Origin of the sequence: Marisediminitalea lipolytica (genome assembly GCF_001758465.1) — a bacterium.
Lineage (GTDB): Bacteria > Pseudomonadota > Gammaproteobacteria > Enterobacterales > Alteromonadaceae > Alteromonas > Alteromonas lipolytica.
This window is the reverse complement of sequence record NZ_MJIC01000015.1, coordinates 891,615-908,396: the sequence shown is the minus strand read 5'-3', so window position 1 is coordinate 908,396 and position 16,782 is coordinate 891,615. Positions and strand designations below refer to the sequence as shown.

General features: G+C 45.9%; 11 protein-coding genes and 1 rRNA gene. 7 read left to right on the top strand and 5 right to left on the bottom strand.

Annotated elements, in window-relative coordinates; genetic code table 11:
* Window positions 1-52: 52 nt before the first annotated feature.
* Window positions 53-1,585 (bottom strand): 16S ribosomal RNA (locus tag BFC17_RS18430).
* 622 nt (window positions 1,586-2,207) lie between these two features.
* Here BFC17_RS18430 and BFC17_RS18420 point away from each other — a divergent pair.
* The gene (locus tag BFC17_RS18420) at window positions 2,208-2,693 is read left to right on the top strand and encodes an RNA recognition motif domain-containing protein (RefSeq protein WP_070177935.1); all 486 of its coding nucleotides are present in this window, start codon (window positions 2,208-2,210) and stop codon (window positions 2,691-2,693) included.
* A gap of 21 nt (window positions 2,694-2,714) precedes the next feature.
* Here BFC17_RS18420 and BFC17_RS18415 read toward each other — a convergent pair whose 3' ends face one another.
* Window positions 2,715-3,971, bottom strand: a complete 1,257-nt coding sequence (locus BFC17_RS18415; RefSeq protein ID WP_070177934.1) for a DUF5610 domain-containing protein — start codon at window positions 3,969-3,971, stop codon at window positions 2,715-2,717.
* Window positions 3,972-4,118: 147 nt separating this feature from the next.
* On the opposite strand from BFC17_RS18415, the gene trmA reads away from it, so the two are divergent.
* Complete coding sequence (trmA, locus tag BFC17_RS18410) at window positions 4,119-5,216, top strand: tRNA (uridine(54)-C5)-methyltransferase TrmA (RefSeq protein WP_070177933.1); 1,098 nt, start codon at window positions 4,119-4,121, stop codon at window positions 5,214-5,216.
* Window positions 5,217-5,227: 11 nt separating this feature from the next.
* On the opposite strand, the gene fabR is transcribed toward trmA, so the two are convergent.
* Entirely contained in the window at window positions 5,228-5,842 is a 615-nt protein-coding gene (gene fabR, locus BFC17_RS18405; protein ID WP_070177932.1) for an HTH-type transcriptional repressor FabR, read from the bottom strand.
* A 119-nt stretch (window positions 5,843-5,961) separates the two neighbouring features.
* Here fabR and BFC17_RS18400 point away from each other — a divergent pair, with 119 nt between their 5' ends.
* The 4 genes from BFC17_RS18400 (at window position 5,962) to sthA (ending at window position 12,973) form a co-directional block, all read left to right on the top strand.
* Complete coding sequence (locus tag BFC17_RS18400) at window positions 5,962-7,089, top strand: acyl-CoA desaturase (RefSeq protein ID WP_070177931.1); 1,128 nt, start codon at window positions 5,962-5,964, stop codon at window positions 7,087-7,089.
* 215 nt (window positions 7,090-7,304) lie between these two features.
* Entirely contained in the window at window positions 7,305-9,542 is a 2,238-nt protein-coding gene (locus BFC17_RS18395; RefSeq protein WP_070177930.1) for an EAL domain-containing protein, read from the top strand.
* A 115-nt stretch (window positions 9,543-9,657) separates the two neighbouring features.
* Complete coding sequence (locus BFC17_RS18390) at window positions 9,658-11,409, top strand: sensor histidine kinase (protein ID WP_139142124.1); 1,752 nt, start codon at window positions 9,658-9,660, stop codon at window positions 11,407-11,409.
* Between the two features lie 136 nt (window positions 11,410-11,545).
* On the top strand, window positions 11,546-12,973 hold the full coding sequence (gene sthA, locus BFC17_RS18385) for a Si-specific NAD(P)(+) transhydrogenase (protein WP_070177928.1): 1,428 nt from the start codon (window positions 11,546-11,548) through the stop codon (window positions 12,971-12,973).
* 93 nt (window positions 12,974-13,066) lie between these two features.
* Here sthA and BFC17_RS18380 read toward each other — a convergent pair whose 3' ends face one another.
* The gene (locus BFC17_RS18380) at window positions 13,067-13,375 is read right to left on the bottom strand and encodes a hypothetical protein (RefSeq protein WP_070177927.1); all 309 of its coding nucleotides are present in this window, start codon (window positions 13,373-13,375) and stop codon (window positions 13,067-13,069) included.
* 143 nt (window positions 13,376-13,518) lie between these two features.
* The gene (locus tag BFC17_RS18375) at window positions 13,519-15,750 is read right to left on the bottom strand and encodes a two-component system response regulator (protein WP_070177926.1); all 2,232 of its coding nucleotides are present in this window, start codon (window positions 15,748-15,750) and stop codon (window positions 13,519-13,521) included.
* A gap of 127 nt (window positions 15,751-15,877) precedes the next feature.
* Between BFC17_RS18375 and BFC17_RS18370 the strand changes: the two genes are divergently transcribed.
* Entirely contained in the window at window positions 15,878-16,780 is a 903-nt protein-coding gene (locus tag BFC17_RS18370; protein WP_083271824.1) for a TIGR03899 family protein, read from the top strand.
* The last annotated feature ends 2 nt before the right edge of the window (window positions 16,781-16,782 follow it).

The window sequence follows — 16,782 nt, the reverse complement described above, 5'->3', positions numbered from 1 at the left end:
ATAACAAAACAATCTGTGTAGGCACTACATCAAGTCGTCCAACGACTTTACGTAAGGAGGTGATCCAACCCCAGGTTCCCCTAGGGTTACCTTGTTACGACTTCACCCCAGTCATGAAACACAAAGTGGTAATCGTCCTCCCGAAGGTTAGACTAACTACTTCTTTTGCATCCCACTCCCATGGTGTGACGGGCGGTGTGTACAAGGCCCGGGAACGTATTCACCGCAGTATGCTGACCTGCGATTACTAGCGATTCCGACTTCATGGAGTCGAGTTGCAGACTCCAATCCGGACTACGACAAGCTTTAAGGGGTCCGCTCCACATCACTGTCTCGCTTCCCTCTGTACTTGCCATTGTAGCACGTGTGTAGCCCTACACGTAAGGGCCATGATGACTTGACGTCGTCCCCACCTTCCTCCGGTTTGTCACCGGCAGTCTCCTTAGAGTGCCCAACTAAATGATGGCAACTAAGGACAAGGGTTGCGCTCGTTGCGGGACTTAACCCAACATCTCACGACACGAGCTGACGACAGCCATGCAGCACCTGTGTCAGAGTTCCCGAAGGCACCAATCCATCTCTGGAAAGTTCTCTGCATGTCAAGTGTAGGTAAGGTTCTTCGCGTTGCATCGAATTAAACCACATGCTCCACCGCTTGTGCGGGCCCCCGTCAATTCATTTGAGTTTTAACCTTGCGGCCGTACTCCCCAGGCGGTCTACTTAGCGCGTTAGCTTCGCTACGCACGAATTAAATTCACACACAGCTAGTAGACAGCGTTTACGGTGTGGACTACCAGGGTATCTAATCCTGTTCGCTACCCACACTTTCGCACATGAGCGTCAGTCTTTGGCCAGGGAGCCGCCTTCGCCACTGATGTTCCTCCAGATATCTACGCATTTCACCGCTACACCTGGAATTCCACTCCCCTCTCCAAGACTCTAGTCTGCCAGTTCTAAATGACCATCCCAGGTTGAGCCCGGGGCTTTCACATCTAGCTTAACAAACCGCCTGCGTGCGCTTTACGCCCAGTAATTCCGATTAACGCTCGCACCCTCCGTATTACCGCGGCTGCTGGCACGGAGTTAGCCGGTGCTTCTTCTGTTGTTAACGTCACAGCTGGCAGGTATTAACTACCAACCTTTCCTCACAACTGAAAGTGCTTTACAACCCGAAGGCCTTCTTCACACACGCGGCATGGCTGCATCAGGGTTTCCCCCATTGTGCAATATTCCCCACTGCTGCCTCCCGTAGGAGTCTGGGCCGTGTCTCAGTCCCAGTGTGGCTGATCTTCCTCTCAGAACAGCTAGAGATCGTCGCCTTGGTAAGCCTTTACCTTACCAACTAGCTAATCTCACTTGGGCCTCTCTTTGCGCGGGAGCCGAAGCCCCCTTTGGTCCGAAGACATCATGCGGTATTAGCAGTCGTTTCCAACTGTTATCCCCCTCGCAAAGGCAAGTTCCCAAGCATTACTCACCCGTCCGCCACTCGTCAGCGATGTGCAAGCACATCCTGCTACCGTTCGACTTGCATGTGTTAGGCCTGCCGCCAGCGTTCAATCTGAGCCATGATCAAACTCTTCAATTAAATATATCGAAATTTTGAATTGTCGTTGTTGACACTCTTAATGAGTGCCCACACAGATTGTCTTGTTATAAATTGTTAAAGAACAGTGCAAAGCGTTGATTTAAGTTAACTTTGCGGCTTCAGGCTTTTCTGTTTAGCCCCGAAGCGGGATGCGCATATTACGCTTTTCGTTTTCGGTGTCAACCACTTTTTGAAACTTAATTTCGAAGAGCTGAAACTTAAAACCACATCAACGTTGTCGTTCAGACCTCGTTGAAGTGAGGCGCGCATTTTACGCTCTTGGCTTTCAGTGTCAATGCTTTTTTTGAAGTTTTTCAAACGTTGCATCTGGCTGGAAGCCGCTTCACATAAGGCTTTCGCATTATGCCGGTTGAGCCTGTTGGGCGTTCCCCGTTGAAGTGGGGCGCATTATAGAGAGAAGAGGATTTTGATCAAGCGTTTTTTTATGTTTTTAGTGCTTTTTTATCAAAACAACTTTCAAACGCTCATTTTTGCAGCAAAAGTCGTATTTAAAGTCATTCTTTTGTCTATACATGTGAATCAATATTGTTCATTTTGTTATAAATGAGTAAAATTTAAATGGCCGACCCTTTTTTTTCATAACAATTATTAAGGTAGCATTATGAAAGTCAGCTTAATGCAGTGTTTTTTAGTCAGTCTTGTTCTGGCTGTTTTAGGATTTATTATTACTCATCAGGTTTCTTTTGATGGGCAGGCGCCAGCGGTTGTTGCTTTATCTCTATTAATAAGCGGCATCGTCACACCATGGATAGCATCGTTAATTGGCACAAACAGCTCAACCAATTCTCAACCCTCCGAGACTTCCGTTCATTTATCTTCTGCAACTGCAGACAATGTCTCTACATTGTATGTGGGTAATTTGCCTTATAAGGCAAATGAAGCCGCGGTTAAAGCGTACTTTGAAGATCATATCCGGATTCAGTCAGTACGTTTAATGAAAGATAAGAAAACAGGAAAACGAAAAGGCTATGGTTTTATCGAGGTTATCGACGGTGATGTCGATGCCATTATTGGCCAGTTCAATGATTCGGTTTTTCAGGACCGGACCCTTAAGGTACGTCCGGCGAAAGATAAAATAGCTGAATAAAACAAAGGCCCCGTTCGGGGCCTATTCTGCTTCTTTCTTCATGGCGTTGATCCGGCCATTAAATAAGTGAAACCGATTAATAGCAGAAAGCACATCCGGCACGTGGACTTCTTTCATTTGATTAATCACGCCATTAACCAGCTCCAGATAACCCTCACCGTCTTTAAGTGTGGTATCAAGCAACTCATTTAGCGATTTAAGCTCATCCATGTACTCTTTTATCGGTCGCATGTATTGTTTGAGTTCGGATGAGTCACCATCACTCACTTCTTTATACGCCGAGATCTTTTCACTCAGTACCTGACGGCTATCCAGTCTTAATGCGAATCCAGCAAGCTCTTTGTCGTTATATCCAAGGTCTAATGCTTTATCCAGGGCACTATCCAAATCACCATCAAAAAATGATTTACTGACATCGGTGATTTGTTTAATTAAATCACTGATAGCGCCAACCTCATCTTTATCTAACTCGCCCTTAACCGAAAAGCTGATGCCACGGTACTCCGTAAACGCCATCGCTAACGATGTCTGGCTGGTAACGGATGTTTGTGCAGTTTCGACAGATTCGTTACCACTTACCGGTGCATTTGCTGCTGAAGCCGAGTACTGCTGCGCGGCGCTGTACTGATACTGCCGCGCCTGGCCAAAGTTTATCTCAACTTCATCGCCATCTCTGGTACGTATTTTTAATCCGGCGGATTGCGACTCGGCATATTGAGATGACAGAACAGCGCCTGCTTCCATAGTACCTCTGAAGGGAGATAATACTTCTTTCTCGATATTATCGATTCCTTCACCGATTGCTTGTTTACTATCGCGGATACCATCGGTTATCTGGGGATTCATAAACCCAGCCAAATCTTTTTCTGCCAGGGCTATTCCTTTGGCCACGCCGGAACGTGCCTGCCCCAACAGGTCGGTCAGCTTTTCTTCATCAGCACCGCTTTTTGCAGCACCGCGTACTACACTGCCAACAAATTTGAGTACATTCGTTGCGACTTCCCTGAAGTCAAAAGCCGATTTGTTTTCTTCTGCCTTATCATACCGTTCGTTATCAAAACGTCGCTCGCCAACCACGACTTCCTGTTCCAGAGAACTGACCATCACGGTACTGGCTACCCGGGTTTGTGAAACCGACACCTGGGTTGCCTGACTACTTTGTTGAAACTCACGCGCCTGGCGCAAGCCTTCTTGCTGAAGCTGCTTTTTAAGCGCGACATCGGGCTTTTCTACCGACGCCTGACCACCTTTAACAGCTGGAATTGATTCCAAAGCCATAATTAAATCCTCTCACACCTCACTACCGTTATCGGCAGCTAATGAGGATTGTTTAATTTTAATACATAATCAGGTAGTCGCCGGGTACATTGGAAGTTTTTTGAAAAGTCTCTACAATGCCGCAGCAAACGCGGTACGGGGAATAACATGAATACAGCATCATCAACAGAAGTCGCTTACCAGGCTCAGCTACAAACAAAAGTCGATACACTAGCGTCACTTTTAAGTCCGTTCTATCAACAGGATATGGATGTCTATCGCTCGCCTGTAGAACACTATCGCATGCGTGCGGAGTTCAGGGTGTGGCACGACGGCGATGATCTTTATTACATTATGTTTAATAAAGAAACCAAATCTCCTTACCGGGTAGATAGTTTCCCTGCCGCTTCTGAAACCATTAACACGCTGATGAGTCGCATTATCGAACTGGTGAAAATGTCTCCCGTGTTACGTAAAAAGCTTTTTCAGGTCGATTTTCTGAGTGGTTTATCGCAGGAATGCGTAATCAGTCTGCTATACCATCGCCAGTTAGATGACGAATGGCAAACTCAGGCAGCAGCGCTGCGTACCGAGTTGAATAAGGACTTTAAAGTCAGTGTGATTGGCCGCGCCCGCAAGCAAAAAGTTATCCTTGGTGAAGACTTTATTGTCGAAAAGCTCCCTGCCGACGGTAAAACTTTTCAGTTTAAGCATATCGAGAATAGCTTTACCCAGCCCAATGCTTATGTAAATACACATATGATTGAATGGGCGATTGCACAAAGTCAGGGACTGACGGGAGATTTACTGGAGCTTTACTGTGGAGCAGGTAATTTTTCAATTCCGTTAGCGGCGCACTTTGATCACGTGGTAGGTACAGAAATCGCAAAACCTTCGGTAGATGCTGCGCAATTTAATATTGCTATCAATAATATCGACAATGTCCAGATAGCCCGGCTATCGGCAGAAGAGTTTGTAGAAGCCCTCGCCGGTAAGCGCCAGTTCGAGCGCTTAAAAGGCATTAATCTCACCGATAAACAATTTAATACCGTTTTGGTCGATCCGCCTCGGGCAGGGCTGGATCCAGCAACTTGCAAAATGATTAGCCAGTTCGACAACATCATTTATATCTCCTGCAATCCGCATACGCTGGTAGATAATCTGCAGTCACTCTCCGAAACGCATACTGTTGCCAGAGCCGCGCTGTTTGATCAGTTCCCGTTTACCGATCATATGGAGTCTGGTGTTTTACTTAAGCGTAAGTAAGCACCAACTTTCTACTTGGAGTCTGGCATTATCTGCAAATACGCCAGACTGCCTAACTGAATAAAGCGCAGCTGGCGCTTAAGGCGTTCACTGATATCGTTTTTTAATATGGTGTCTGCTTCCAGCGCATCGGCACCGGCACTAAATACCAGTCGCACCATCGACTCGGCCTGCAACACCGCCACATCATGAGGAATACGCAGTTGTTCTATAATGTAGTCACTAAGTTCGTCGGTAAAATGTTGTATTTCGCGGGACACCGCTAATCGGTAGGCAGCAGAAGTGCCGGTGTGTTCCCTGAGTAACAGCCTGAAGACGTTGCTGTTGGCGGAAATAAATTCCATAAAGGTGTCTACAGAGGTATCTATCACACCGCCACCTGAAGCAATTCGGCGACGCGCCTGACGCATTAATTGCCGTAGCGCTAATCCGGCTTCATCCACCAGGGTTAAACCCAGTTCGTCCATATCTTTAAAATGACGATAAAAAGAAGTGGGCGCAATACCGGCTTCTCTTGCTACTTCTCGCAGGCTAATTGCCGACAAGGTGCGGTTTTCATTAAGTAATTGAAAAGCACCAGCAATTATATTCTGCCTGGTTTTTTGCTTTTGTTCCTGACGGCTCAATAGCAGTCCCTCTGGTCGCGGTTTAACTTATTCTTAAGGCTAATTCTAACGGTATTTTCCTTGCGAAACACCTCTTTTGCAGCTAAATTAGCGTACAGTTGTAAGCTGAGATGTAAATCATGAATAAGCCTCGTTTAATCGTTACCAATTTGCTGGTCTTTGTGGTGACCGGACTCATCGCACTGGTAGGAGCGCCACTATGGGCGGTCACATACGGATTTGATACCACAGAAATAATTACCACTGTTGTTCTGTTTTTTGTTACTGGCATGTCGATTACTGCCGGTTACCACCGTTTGTGGGCGCACAAAACCTATGACGCCCATCCGGTCGTTAAGGTGTTTTTGGCTATTGGTGGTGCCATGGCACTGCAAAACAGCATCTTGCACTGGTCTTCGGATCACCGTGTGCATCATCGCCACGTTGACGTGAACGACAAAGACCCCTATTCCGCCAAAAAAGGCTTTTGGTTTTCGCATATGGGCTGGATGCTACGTGAATACCAGGCAGACCGCTATGACGACTACAGCAACTGTAAAGACCTGCTGAAGGACAAAGTGGTTATGTGGCAACACAATCATTACCTTGCCATTATGCTCACCGCTAACTTTGGTATAACCGCGCTACTTGGCTGGATAAATGGTGATGTGTTAAGCATGGTTCTGCTTGCTGGCGTATTTCGTCTGGTAATGGTGCACCACGTAACCTTCTTTATTAACTCACTGGCGCATATCTGGGGCAGTCGCCCGTATACCGATACCAACACCGCACGGGATAATGGCTTTGTTGCCCTGTTTACCTTTGGTGAAGGCTACCACAATTATCATCATATATTTGAATACGACTACCGCAACGGAATTAAGTGGTATCAGTACGATCCAACCAAATGGTTAATTAAAGGGTTGTCGTACGTGGGATTAACCAAAAATCTGCGCACCTGCCCGGAAGAGCGCATCGAAAAAGCGCGGTTGGCAATGCAACTTAAATACGCTTCTCAGAAGGTATCAAAACACCCTAATGCTGAAGAAGTATTGCAGACACTGCACCACGAATATGATGTGTTAATGCAAAAAATGACAGATTACTACACCACTAAAAAGCGGATCATGGCGTTACGTAAAAAGCATTTGCTAAAAAGTGTTGAACGTCTTGAACTCGATTTTAAGTACAAAGAGCTTAAACAATCACTGCTGTTACAAAAAGAAAAATGGTTAAAGCTCAGTCAGATGGAGTTTGCGTTCCAATAAACCGTCTGCCTTCAGAGGGGCATCCAGGCCCCTCTTGTTAACCTCCTTCATTCCCTGCGCTCCCCGCTAAACTTGAAATTTTCAATTCTTCGGCAACACTAATAAGTAATACAAACGTTATTTATTACGACTCACATCCGCAGCAGTAATGGGTCCAGGGGTTACGTTAACTATAAGCTTGACTCATCACGTTTGCAGGAGGAGACGGAGACCTAATGACCGAGCTTTTTGAATTTAGCGGCGAGGAAAACACAACAATTTCTTCGGACAAAAGCTGGAAGATCCTCAGTGTAGAGGATAATCAACCCTATCAGGATGTCCTCGAACTGGCGCTTCACGGCATTACTTTTATGGGCCGCAAACTAGAGTTATTGCGCGCGTCTTCTGCGGCATCTGCGGCCACCATTTTATCCAAACGGCAAGATATCAGTCTTATTCTCCTTGATATCGTTATGGAAACCGACGACGCCGGCTTTTATCTCATTGATACCATCCGTAACGTGATTGGTGATGATATTGTGCGAATTGTCATCTTAACCGGACAGCCGGGAGTAAAGCCGCACGATAAAGCCATTAGCGAATATGATATTGCCGAGTACTGGAATAAAACCGACTTAAGTGCCGACAAGCTTAAAAGTGTCGTGATCAGCAACCTGCGTACCTGGCAAATGTCATACGAACTAAAGATTGCCCGTCGTGGCCTGCAAATGATTGTTGATGCATCACGAGCACTTACGGCTCGCCAGGACACCCAGGAGTTTGCCCACACCGTGTTAGAAGAAATATCCCGGGTGATTAACGTACCAAACTCAGGCGGAATCGTTTGCATTGTAAAATCCGGCATCGAAAGCATCCAACTCGCCCCGGTGGTCGCCGCGAGCAGTCATTTCAGAGACAAAATTAACGAACGCCTTGAAAGCGTTTTTGAATCCTACGACGCAAGTAAGAAGCAGCGATTACACAAGGCCGTGTTCTCTGCCTGGCAAAACCAGCAGCATTTTTTTGAAAGTGACTTTACCATGCTGTTTTTCGATACCAGCGAATACGACGGTATGCAGTACCTGATGCTGGTTGATTCCCCGCAAAGTCTGGACAGCAGCCACCTTAATTTACTGCAGGCGTTTGCCGAGAATATCAGCTCAGGTTTTGTCCATCAGGCACTGATGAGCAAACTGAATCAGTTAGCCTATCTGGATAGCCCTACGGGTATCTATAATCGAAACTGGCTGGCCAGAGAACTAAGCCAGCAATCTGCCTTTCATCTAAACAAAAGCTCACTGGTTCTCTTTCGACTACAAAATTACGAATCCACCGAGATGATTGCCGGTCACGATTATGCCACCAAGATGTTTAAAGCCTTCGCCGGGTTTATTAAACAAAAATTTGTGCATCATTACCTGCTTGGGGTATGGGACAGAGAGACCATCGCCTTAGTATTTACTTTGGATAAGAAGCCCACTGAAAATGAGTTAAATCTGATTCGGTCATCGACCATGGAAATGGACGACCTGGAGATTCAACTGCAATTTCATGTTGGCGTACTGGATTTTAAAGATACTCAGGAACTCAATCTCTCCGAGGTTCTGGTACTCGCAAATCTGGCATTAAGTAAAGCGCACCGTCGCGGGATTTATGTCTATCAATTCGACTCTGCCTTAATTCAACGCTTAGCATACCGGATGAAAATCCTCACCGAACTTAAAACTGCACTGGCTTCAGGCGAGCCTTTCTTTTTAGTATTACAGCCCAAAGTCAGTTTAACATCAGGCGAACCGATAGGGTTTGAAGCTTTGTTACGTTGGCGAATGGAAGATGATTCTTTATGCCCACCGTCTGAGTTTATCCCTATTGCCGAGGCATCCGGCCTGAGCCTGGAAATCTCTGAGATGGTGTTAAGCAAAACAATTCAAGCTATTAAACTGCTGAGTCAGGCAGGCTTTTTGTTACCGGTTTCGTTCAATCTCGCCAATAAAGATATTGCCAGCCCAAACATAGTAAACGATATTAACCGCTGCATTAATGAGCACGAAATCGACGCGACCCTGTTGGAAATAGAAGTGACAGAAACGCAGGCAACCGAAGACTACACAATGATCAATCCCATTCTGCGTGAAATGATTAGTCGGGGAGTCGGTGTCAGCATTGACGATTTTGGCACAGGATATTCCTCACTATCCCAGTTAGCCGATCTGGCCGCTACAACCATTAAGCTCGATCAGAAATTTGTTAACGATCTGTCTTGTGAAAACAACGAAAAAGCCTTGCATATCGTGCAGATGATCAGTCGTTTGGCTGAGCGCTTTCAGTTTAACCTCATTGCAGAAGGTGTTGAGACGGAACATCAGCGTCAGCTTCTTATTGATAATGGCTACAAATACGCACAAGGCTATTTGTTTGCCAAACCGATGCCACTGGATATGTTGGTAAACTGGCTTCAGTCTAACGATAAATAATTAGCAGAGGTTGCAATTGCAGATCCCCGCACGCTGGCGATATTTATCCGTTCTTTTTATTGTTTTTGTTTGTGTTCTGGTAGGTCATTTTACCTATCAGCAACACTATAACGACTTGAAACGACCGTTAGAAATTAAACAAAATGCCTTAACCGATCAAACCGCACTCCGGATCAATGCCAGATTAAGCCTGGTTGATACCCAAATCCGATTATTCAGGCACGAGCTGACATTACTCAATCCAGAACAATCAGAGCTGGAACAGGTCATGTTTTCGATGTTTCGTATTTACTCAGATTTGTTACAGGCACGCTGGATAGATTTAACCGGGAAAGAACAGGTCCGGGTAGACCGAACGCCCGATAACGAGGTAATAAAAGTTGCTACCGAAATGCTGCAAAATAAAAGTCGGCGCTATTACTTTACGGCGGGTATGGCACTCTCATGGGAGCAGGTTTTTATTTCTCAGATTGATCTTAATGTAGAGAACGGCCAGGTACAGAGACCTTTGCAACCCACATTAAGGGCTGTTATCAAGGCATCCTTACCCAGCATGGGGGAGGGATTACTGGTAATAAACTTTGATTTACGGTCGTTGCTGAGTCAACTTCAGGCACTTAATCAAGCAGATAATGAGCTACTCATCGGCGCCGGTGATTATCGTTGGATTGTTCATCCTGAGCCCGGCAAAACATGGCACGCAGACCTGGCTGAAAAGCGTGCTGATATTGTGACAGACTTACCTGAAATTGCCGCAAAGATAAAAGCCGGAAACCTGGTTCAGGGCGACGAACTTAATAATCAGCTATTCACTGTGCAAACTTTGCTAACTACCGCTAATAGTGAGGGCGGCCTGCAGGACATTCATATTATCGCCAGAACCCCTGCTGAATTGCTGCCAGCAGTAAAACGCCAGGCCATCGTTTTTGCTTCTATCATCACTTTTGTGACCGCATTAGGCGGACTAAGCATCCTTTACGCTTACTGGCGACACCTTACGCAACTGAACAAACTAAGTCAGTCTGTGCAAAACGAGCGAAATAATCTGCAACAGGCGCTGCAGAGACAATCCACTCTTATTGAAGAACTCGCCGAAGCAAAAAAATTGTCCTCACTGAGCGTAATGGTGGCAGGATTAGCACATGAGCTTAATACCCCGGTGGGTGCTACCCAACTGGCGCTTTCTAATCAGGAAAGGCTACTCGAAAAGCTCATTACGCAAAAGCAAACAGGTCTGACTAAAACGGCGTTTGAGAGTTTTCTGAGCGACTCGCAACAATCGCTGGAACAGGCTCAACATAATAATCGACGCGCCGTCGAACTTATACAGGGCTTTAAACGACTCACCTTTGAACGGGCCAATGACGAATTAAATACATTTAACGTAGGTCAACATCTCAACGATCTTTGCCATTCGATGAAGGGCTTACTGAAACGCAGTAATGTACGACTGGAATCCGATATTCCCGCTGACATTACCTTAACCGGTTATGCCGGGGCCTTTACTCAGATTGTGCAAATATGTATTTCCAATGCTATCGAACATGCATTTAAAGGCATGTCCGGCGCCTGCATTACCATTAAAAGCAAAGCGCAGAATGACAGAATACTGGTGACCATTGCTGATAATGGTGTGGGCATCGCTAGAGATGTGATGCCATTTATTTTTGATCCTTTCTATACCTCCCAACGCAATAATCAACATACCGGGCTTGGTTTACATATGGCTAAGGTCTGGCTGGAGGAAGCCTTTAACGGCACTATCAGCGTAGACTCAACACTCGGTAAGGGCACCGTGTTTACACTTTCATTTAACCAGTTAGACCAACTGGCCGCCGACATCAGAAAAGCCGGTTCTACAAATTAAACCGTTACGGGCTAACCGGTGAGCGGTAAAGATACCAGGACACATAGAAAAACCTAAACATATCAGTATTTTTTGCTACTATAATTTTTGATATCTCCCAATCATTCAAACAACCTACGTTGAATAGCGCATAATTATGACAACCAAGAAGAAAACAGCGAAACCAGCATATCAATTCGATGCGATTGTCATCGGAACCGGACCGGGTGGTGAAGGCGCAGCCATGCAGCTTGCCAAAGCCGGAAAGAAAGTGGCGGTTATAGAAAAATATCATGCGGTAGGTGGCGGTTGCACCCATTGGGGAACCATTCCATCCAAAGCGTTACGACACTCAGTGAGTCGTTTGATTGAGTATAATACAACGCCATTATTTGCTGATAATCACGTTTCACGTAACCTGACATTTTCAGACATCATGCAGCATGCCAGCGGTGTGATTAAAAGTCAGTCACGCTTACGTTCAACGTTTTATGATCGTAACCGTGTCACTCTTATTCATGGTGAAGCAAGTTTTATTGATGCGCACACCGTGGAAATTACCCGTAATGATGGTTCTAAAGAAATAATTACCGGTGAGAAAACCGCGATAGCGACAGGCTCGCGCCCGTACTGCCCGAAAGACATCGATTTTAATCATCCACGAATCTACAACTCAGATACCATCCTCAATCTTGATCATGAACCACAGTCGATCATTATTTATGGTGCCGGGGTTATTGGAACGGAATACGCCTCTATTTTTCGGGGTTTGGGTGTCAAAGTTGACCTGGTTAATATGCGCGACAGACTACTCTCATTTCTTGATGCCGAAATTTCAGATGCGCTGAGTTACCATTTGTGGAATAACGGCGTCGTTATCCGTCATACTGAAAGCTACAGCTCGGTTGAAGGACGAGAAGATTCCGTCATATTAAATCTGGAATCCGGCAAACGTATGCGGGCTGATTGCCTGCTGTTCGCCAATGGCAGAACCGGTAACACCGACATGCTAAATTTACAGAATGTTGGCCTTAAAGCGGACTCTCGCGGCCAGCTTAAAGTTAACCACAATTACCAAACCGAGGTAGATAACATCTATGCCATCGGTGACGTTATTGGTTACCCCAGTCTTGCCTCTGCGGCATATAACCAGGGGCGCTTTGCAGCCGAAGCTATGTTACACGGCAATGCCAACGCCCAATTGGTTGAAGATATCCCAACCGGAATTTACACCATCCCTGAGATCAGTTCGGTAGGTAAAAACGAACAGGAACTTACGCAACTTAAAATTCCTTACGAAGTAGGCCGCGCCCAGTTTAAGCATCTGGCCCGTGCCCAAATCGCATCAACCCAGGTGGGCAGTCTTAAGATCCTGTTCCATCGGGAGACCAAGGAGGTATTGGGGATTCATTGTTTTGGTGAGCGTGCATCAGAAATCGTCCACATCGGCCAGGCAATTATGCAACAGCAGGGCGGTGGCAATACCATCGAGTATTTTATTAATACGACCTTTAACTACCCCACCATGGCAGAAGCCTATCGGGTGGCGGCTCTGAATGGTTTAAACCGGGTGTTCAACGACTAAATCGTTGATACCCTGACCAGGCCAGGCAACCCCCATAACGAAAAAAACCGGAGAACATCTCCGGTTTTTGATATCAGCTGTTATTACTGACGGCTATTTTTGCTCTGTTGCATTACGAACGAGCAGTGCATCGCGGTGCGCGACGATATCGATAGTCATTTCTTCGACATTAAAAGTCATAGTTGCCATCGCATACTTGCTGCTGTTGGTGCCAGCAGCTTCAACAATATTCTGTTGTGCAGCCTGGAAGTCCATGTTGTTGCTGATTTTATCAACCATACATGTGCTATTTATTTCAAACGTCTTTGCATCCATACAAGAAAATGCTTTATCGCTACCTGTGTCCGCATGCGCCACACTAGCTCCAACAATAAGCAATGATGCTAATACAACTTTACGCATGAGAAAATCTCCTTTTGTTAACGATATGTTTACTGTACTGTATATCATGGCATTAAGCAAATGCTAAATCACAGCTTTATGACACTAATATGACACTATGTGAAACAAATCAAAAAAGATCAATTTTCTCGCAGGAATAGTAGTTATGCAGTTTCCCGCTCAGCAAGAAATTCCACAAGCTGAGTGAATGGCATGGGTTTGCCAAACAGGTAGCCCTGGGCTTCATCACAGCCGAGTTTAATCATAAAACTGGCCTGCTCACGTTTTTCTATACCTTCAGCGATAGTGGTAAGCCCCAGTTTTGTACCCAGCGTAACAATGGTTTCTGCAATAAATGCGGTTTCACCCGGGCGAATTTCGGCAACAAAAGAACGGTCTACCTTTAAACGATCCAGCGGTAACTTTTGCAAATAGCTCATCGACGAGAATCCGGTACCAAAGTCGTCAATAGCAATGGTAAAACCGTGTTGCTTAAGATCCGTCAACGCATCAATCACGATTTGCGGTTCATCCATCACCACACTTTCGGTGATCTCCAGTTCCAGTAAGTTAGGGCTTATGCCTGCTTTGGTGACTAATTGCTTAATACTGTCAACAAACTGAGGGTCTCGAAACTGCGGAATTGAAACATTTACGGCCACTCTTAATTTACTGTAGCCCAGTTTTGCCAACTCCTGAAGACGTCTGCAGGACTCTTCCACCACCCAGTAACCGATATCAACGATCAAGCCGGAATATTCGGCTAACGGCACAAACTCAGCAGGTGAGATGTAGCCACCATTGCCGTCCGGCCAGCGCAGCAAGCCCTCCATGCCGATGACATTTTCGCTGGATAAATCCACCTGTGGCTGAAACCACAGTTCCAGTTTGCGCGCCATAAAATCATTACGCAGGCGTCGAATCATATGCAGACGCCAGGTTGTTTGTTCTTCAATTTCCGGGGCAAAAAACTCAAAGTTGGTGGTGGGTATTTTCTTCGCCCGATTAAGGGCTATGTTAGTTCGCTTAAGAACATCCACACCAGCTTCGGGTTTACGGCCTAATACACAAAGGCCAATGGTCACGTTCAGCGGCATGGTGTTATCGCCAGCATTGAAAGGCTGTTGAAATGCCTGATTGATCAGTGCTGGGGTCACATCTTCCGCTTTACCAAAAATACCAAATACGTCAGCCGCAATTCGGCTTTTCTTCACTTCTACGCCAAAACATTGGTGCAGACGCCTGGCAACCGCTTTAAGCAATTCATTTCCGGCTTCCTGGCCAAGACCGTCATTAATATCGGAAAACTGATTAATATCTATCAGCGCAGCACAAAGCTGTTCTTTGCCATGATAGTTTTGTGGGTGGTCAAGGATATTGATAAATTCATTTCGGTTCGGCAATCGGGTTAACCAGTCCCTGAAGGCGGCATTGCGCAACTCATGAAACAGATTTACGTTTTCATAGCCAATGGAAATACTCGACAGAAATACTTCGAGCAGTTGTTTATCTAAGCCACTGATTTCGGTATGCAGGTTAAGGTACACCGCGGCTTCAAATCCGGAACTGTTTAAGTACAGCACCGACACTCCGCCTTCAAAAATGTGCTGTTTTAAGCGCAGGCAGCGCCCAACATTTTCGACAATAAATGTATTATGCAGTGACTCAATGCGTTCATTAATAAAGGGCGCATAATCCCCTGCCGCCCCTAACACATAGACGCCGTCGTCATCGCGGTCGATAACAGAGCCTGCCCGGGCACAGACAATACCTTCGGCTTCAAGCCCTATTAAGGAACTGATTTGCGTTACGATGCCTTCACAAAATCCTTTCACAGAATGTTCTTCGAGCAAATTAGACGCTGAATGAATAATTTTCTGTAAGCCAAGCCGGCTTTGGTTAATCGTTAAAATTTGTTGGTATGAACGTACCGATGAAATAACCGTGGTAAGCAGTTTGGCGCGGGTTAGCTCGGTTTTGGTTTTGTAGTCGTTAATGTCGTAGGTTTTTATCACCTCTTCTTCTGGAGCAAAACCGGGTTGCCCCGTGCGCAGGATAATCCTTGGCTCATGGTGATTTAAGGTTTCCCGAAGATACTGTACTACCGTCAGACCAGCATCATCGGTTTCCATCACAACATCTAACAAAATAATGGCAATATCACTGCCGTGCTCATTAAGCTTTGCTTTGGCTTCTTTGCCAGAATAGGCATGCAGGAAGTTAAGCTTGCGATCGTGAATTTCCAGGTCGGACAACGCCAGACGAGTTACAGTATGGATCTCTTCATCATCGTCTACGATTAAGATATTCCATTGTCTTTTATTTTTCTGCTCCAGTTCCTGATGGGTGTCTTCATCAAGAAATATCAGCTCATCGTTATCGTATTCCGCAGACATTTTGTGTGAGTTTTGACCAACGTAAAAGTATCCTACCGCTAATATACCGCTTTGCCTAGTAAACTTCCTTCACACTAAAGTAGAAACAGAGTATTTTTAGTTATGTGCTAAGTGGTAAAGTTATCGGATGAAAATACCTACGCAAACTTCGGCGCCTCAATGGGCCAGCGCAACCAGTAAAGAACGGAAGGCCGACAAACCTGCCGCTAAAACATCAGACTCGGCCAAACGACGCACAACTTCGCACAGCAGTTCAACACAGCAGCGAATCTCACACTGGTTTTCATCCATTGGTATTGAACAATCGGCGTTGGAATACCCCGCCCAGCAAAGTCAGCAACTGGCCTATTACCAGTCCCTTCGGGAACAAAAACGCTTAGCCAACTTACAGCAAATTATGTCGGTTGCCCTATCGGTATCAACCGGCGAACAAGCGCAGGAGCAAATAGACCCGGACTGGTTTCACTCGTTTATTTCTATGGCAGAAAACATCTACTCTTCGACCATGCAGGAGTTATGGGGAAAGATTCTGGCCGTCGAAGTGCAGCGCCCGGGCAGTTTTTCACTGCGCAGTTTAGAAACCCTTACCAAACTCACTCAGCGGGATGCCAGCTTGTTTAGCGTGGCCTGCCAGCTTGCATGCAGGCGAAACAATGATCCTGCACCAATAATCATAACCGGCTTTCATCAGCCTCCGGGGCTGCTCAACGCGCTGTTCAGCTCGCCATCTGCGCAAACGCAGTTAGGTCAGTTTGGTTTAACGTACACCGATCTACTGGCGTTGGGTGGAATGAAATTACTCTATTCAACCGAAATAGAAACCGGTTTAATGGAGAAAGGCACATCAATGGCCTTACGATTTGCTACTCAAAATGTGACAATGCAGGTGAAACACCGCAATCTTCTGATGACATACTACAAATTTACTACAGTGGGCAGTGAGTTAGCCCGTTTATTGCCGAAGCAAAATTCTCAGCCGTTTATTGAACACATCAAAACGGTGTTTACTCCACACTTTAGCGTGGAGTAAAT

Coding starts and splice junctions, on each gene's coding strand:
- BFC17_RS18415 (WP_070177934.1), bottom strand. CDS start 3,971: ATGGCTTTGGAATCAATTCCAGCTGTTAAAGGTGGTCAGGCGTCGGTA.
- BFC17_RS18370 (WP_083271824.1), top strand. CDS start 15,878: ATGAAAATACCTACGCAAACTTCGGCGCCTCAATGGGCCAGCGCAACC.
- BFC17_RS18420 (WP_070177935.1), top strand. CDS start 2,208: ATGAAAGTCAGCTTAATGCAGTGTTTTTTAGTCAGTCTTGTTCTGGCT.
- BFC17_RS18395 (WP_070177930.1), top strand. CDS start 7,305: ATGACCGAGCTTTTTGAATTTAGCGGCGAGGAAAACACAACAATTTCT.
- BFC17_RS18400 (WP_070177931.1), top strand. CDS start 5,962: ATGAATAAGCCTCGTTTAATCGTTACCAATTTGCTGGTCTTTGTGGTG.
- BFC17_RS18380 (WP_070177927.1), bottom strand. CDS start 13,375: ATGCGTAAAGTTGTATTAGCATCATTGCTTATTGTTGGAGCTAGTGTG.
- BFC17_RS18375 (WP_070177926.1), bottom strand. CDS start 15,750: ATGTCTGCGGAATACGATAACGATGAGCTGATATTTCTTGATGAAGAC.
- sthA (WP_070177928.1), top strand. CDS start 11,546: ATGACAACCAAGAAGAAAACAGCGAAACCAGCATATCAATTCGATGCG.
- trmA (WP_070177933.1), top strand. CDS start 4,119: ATGAATACAGCATCATCAACAGAAGTCGCTTACCAGGCTCAGCTACAA.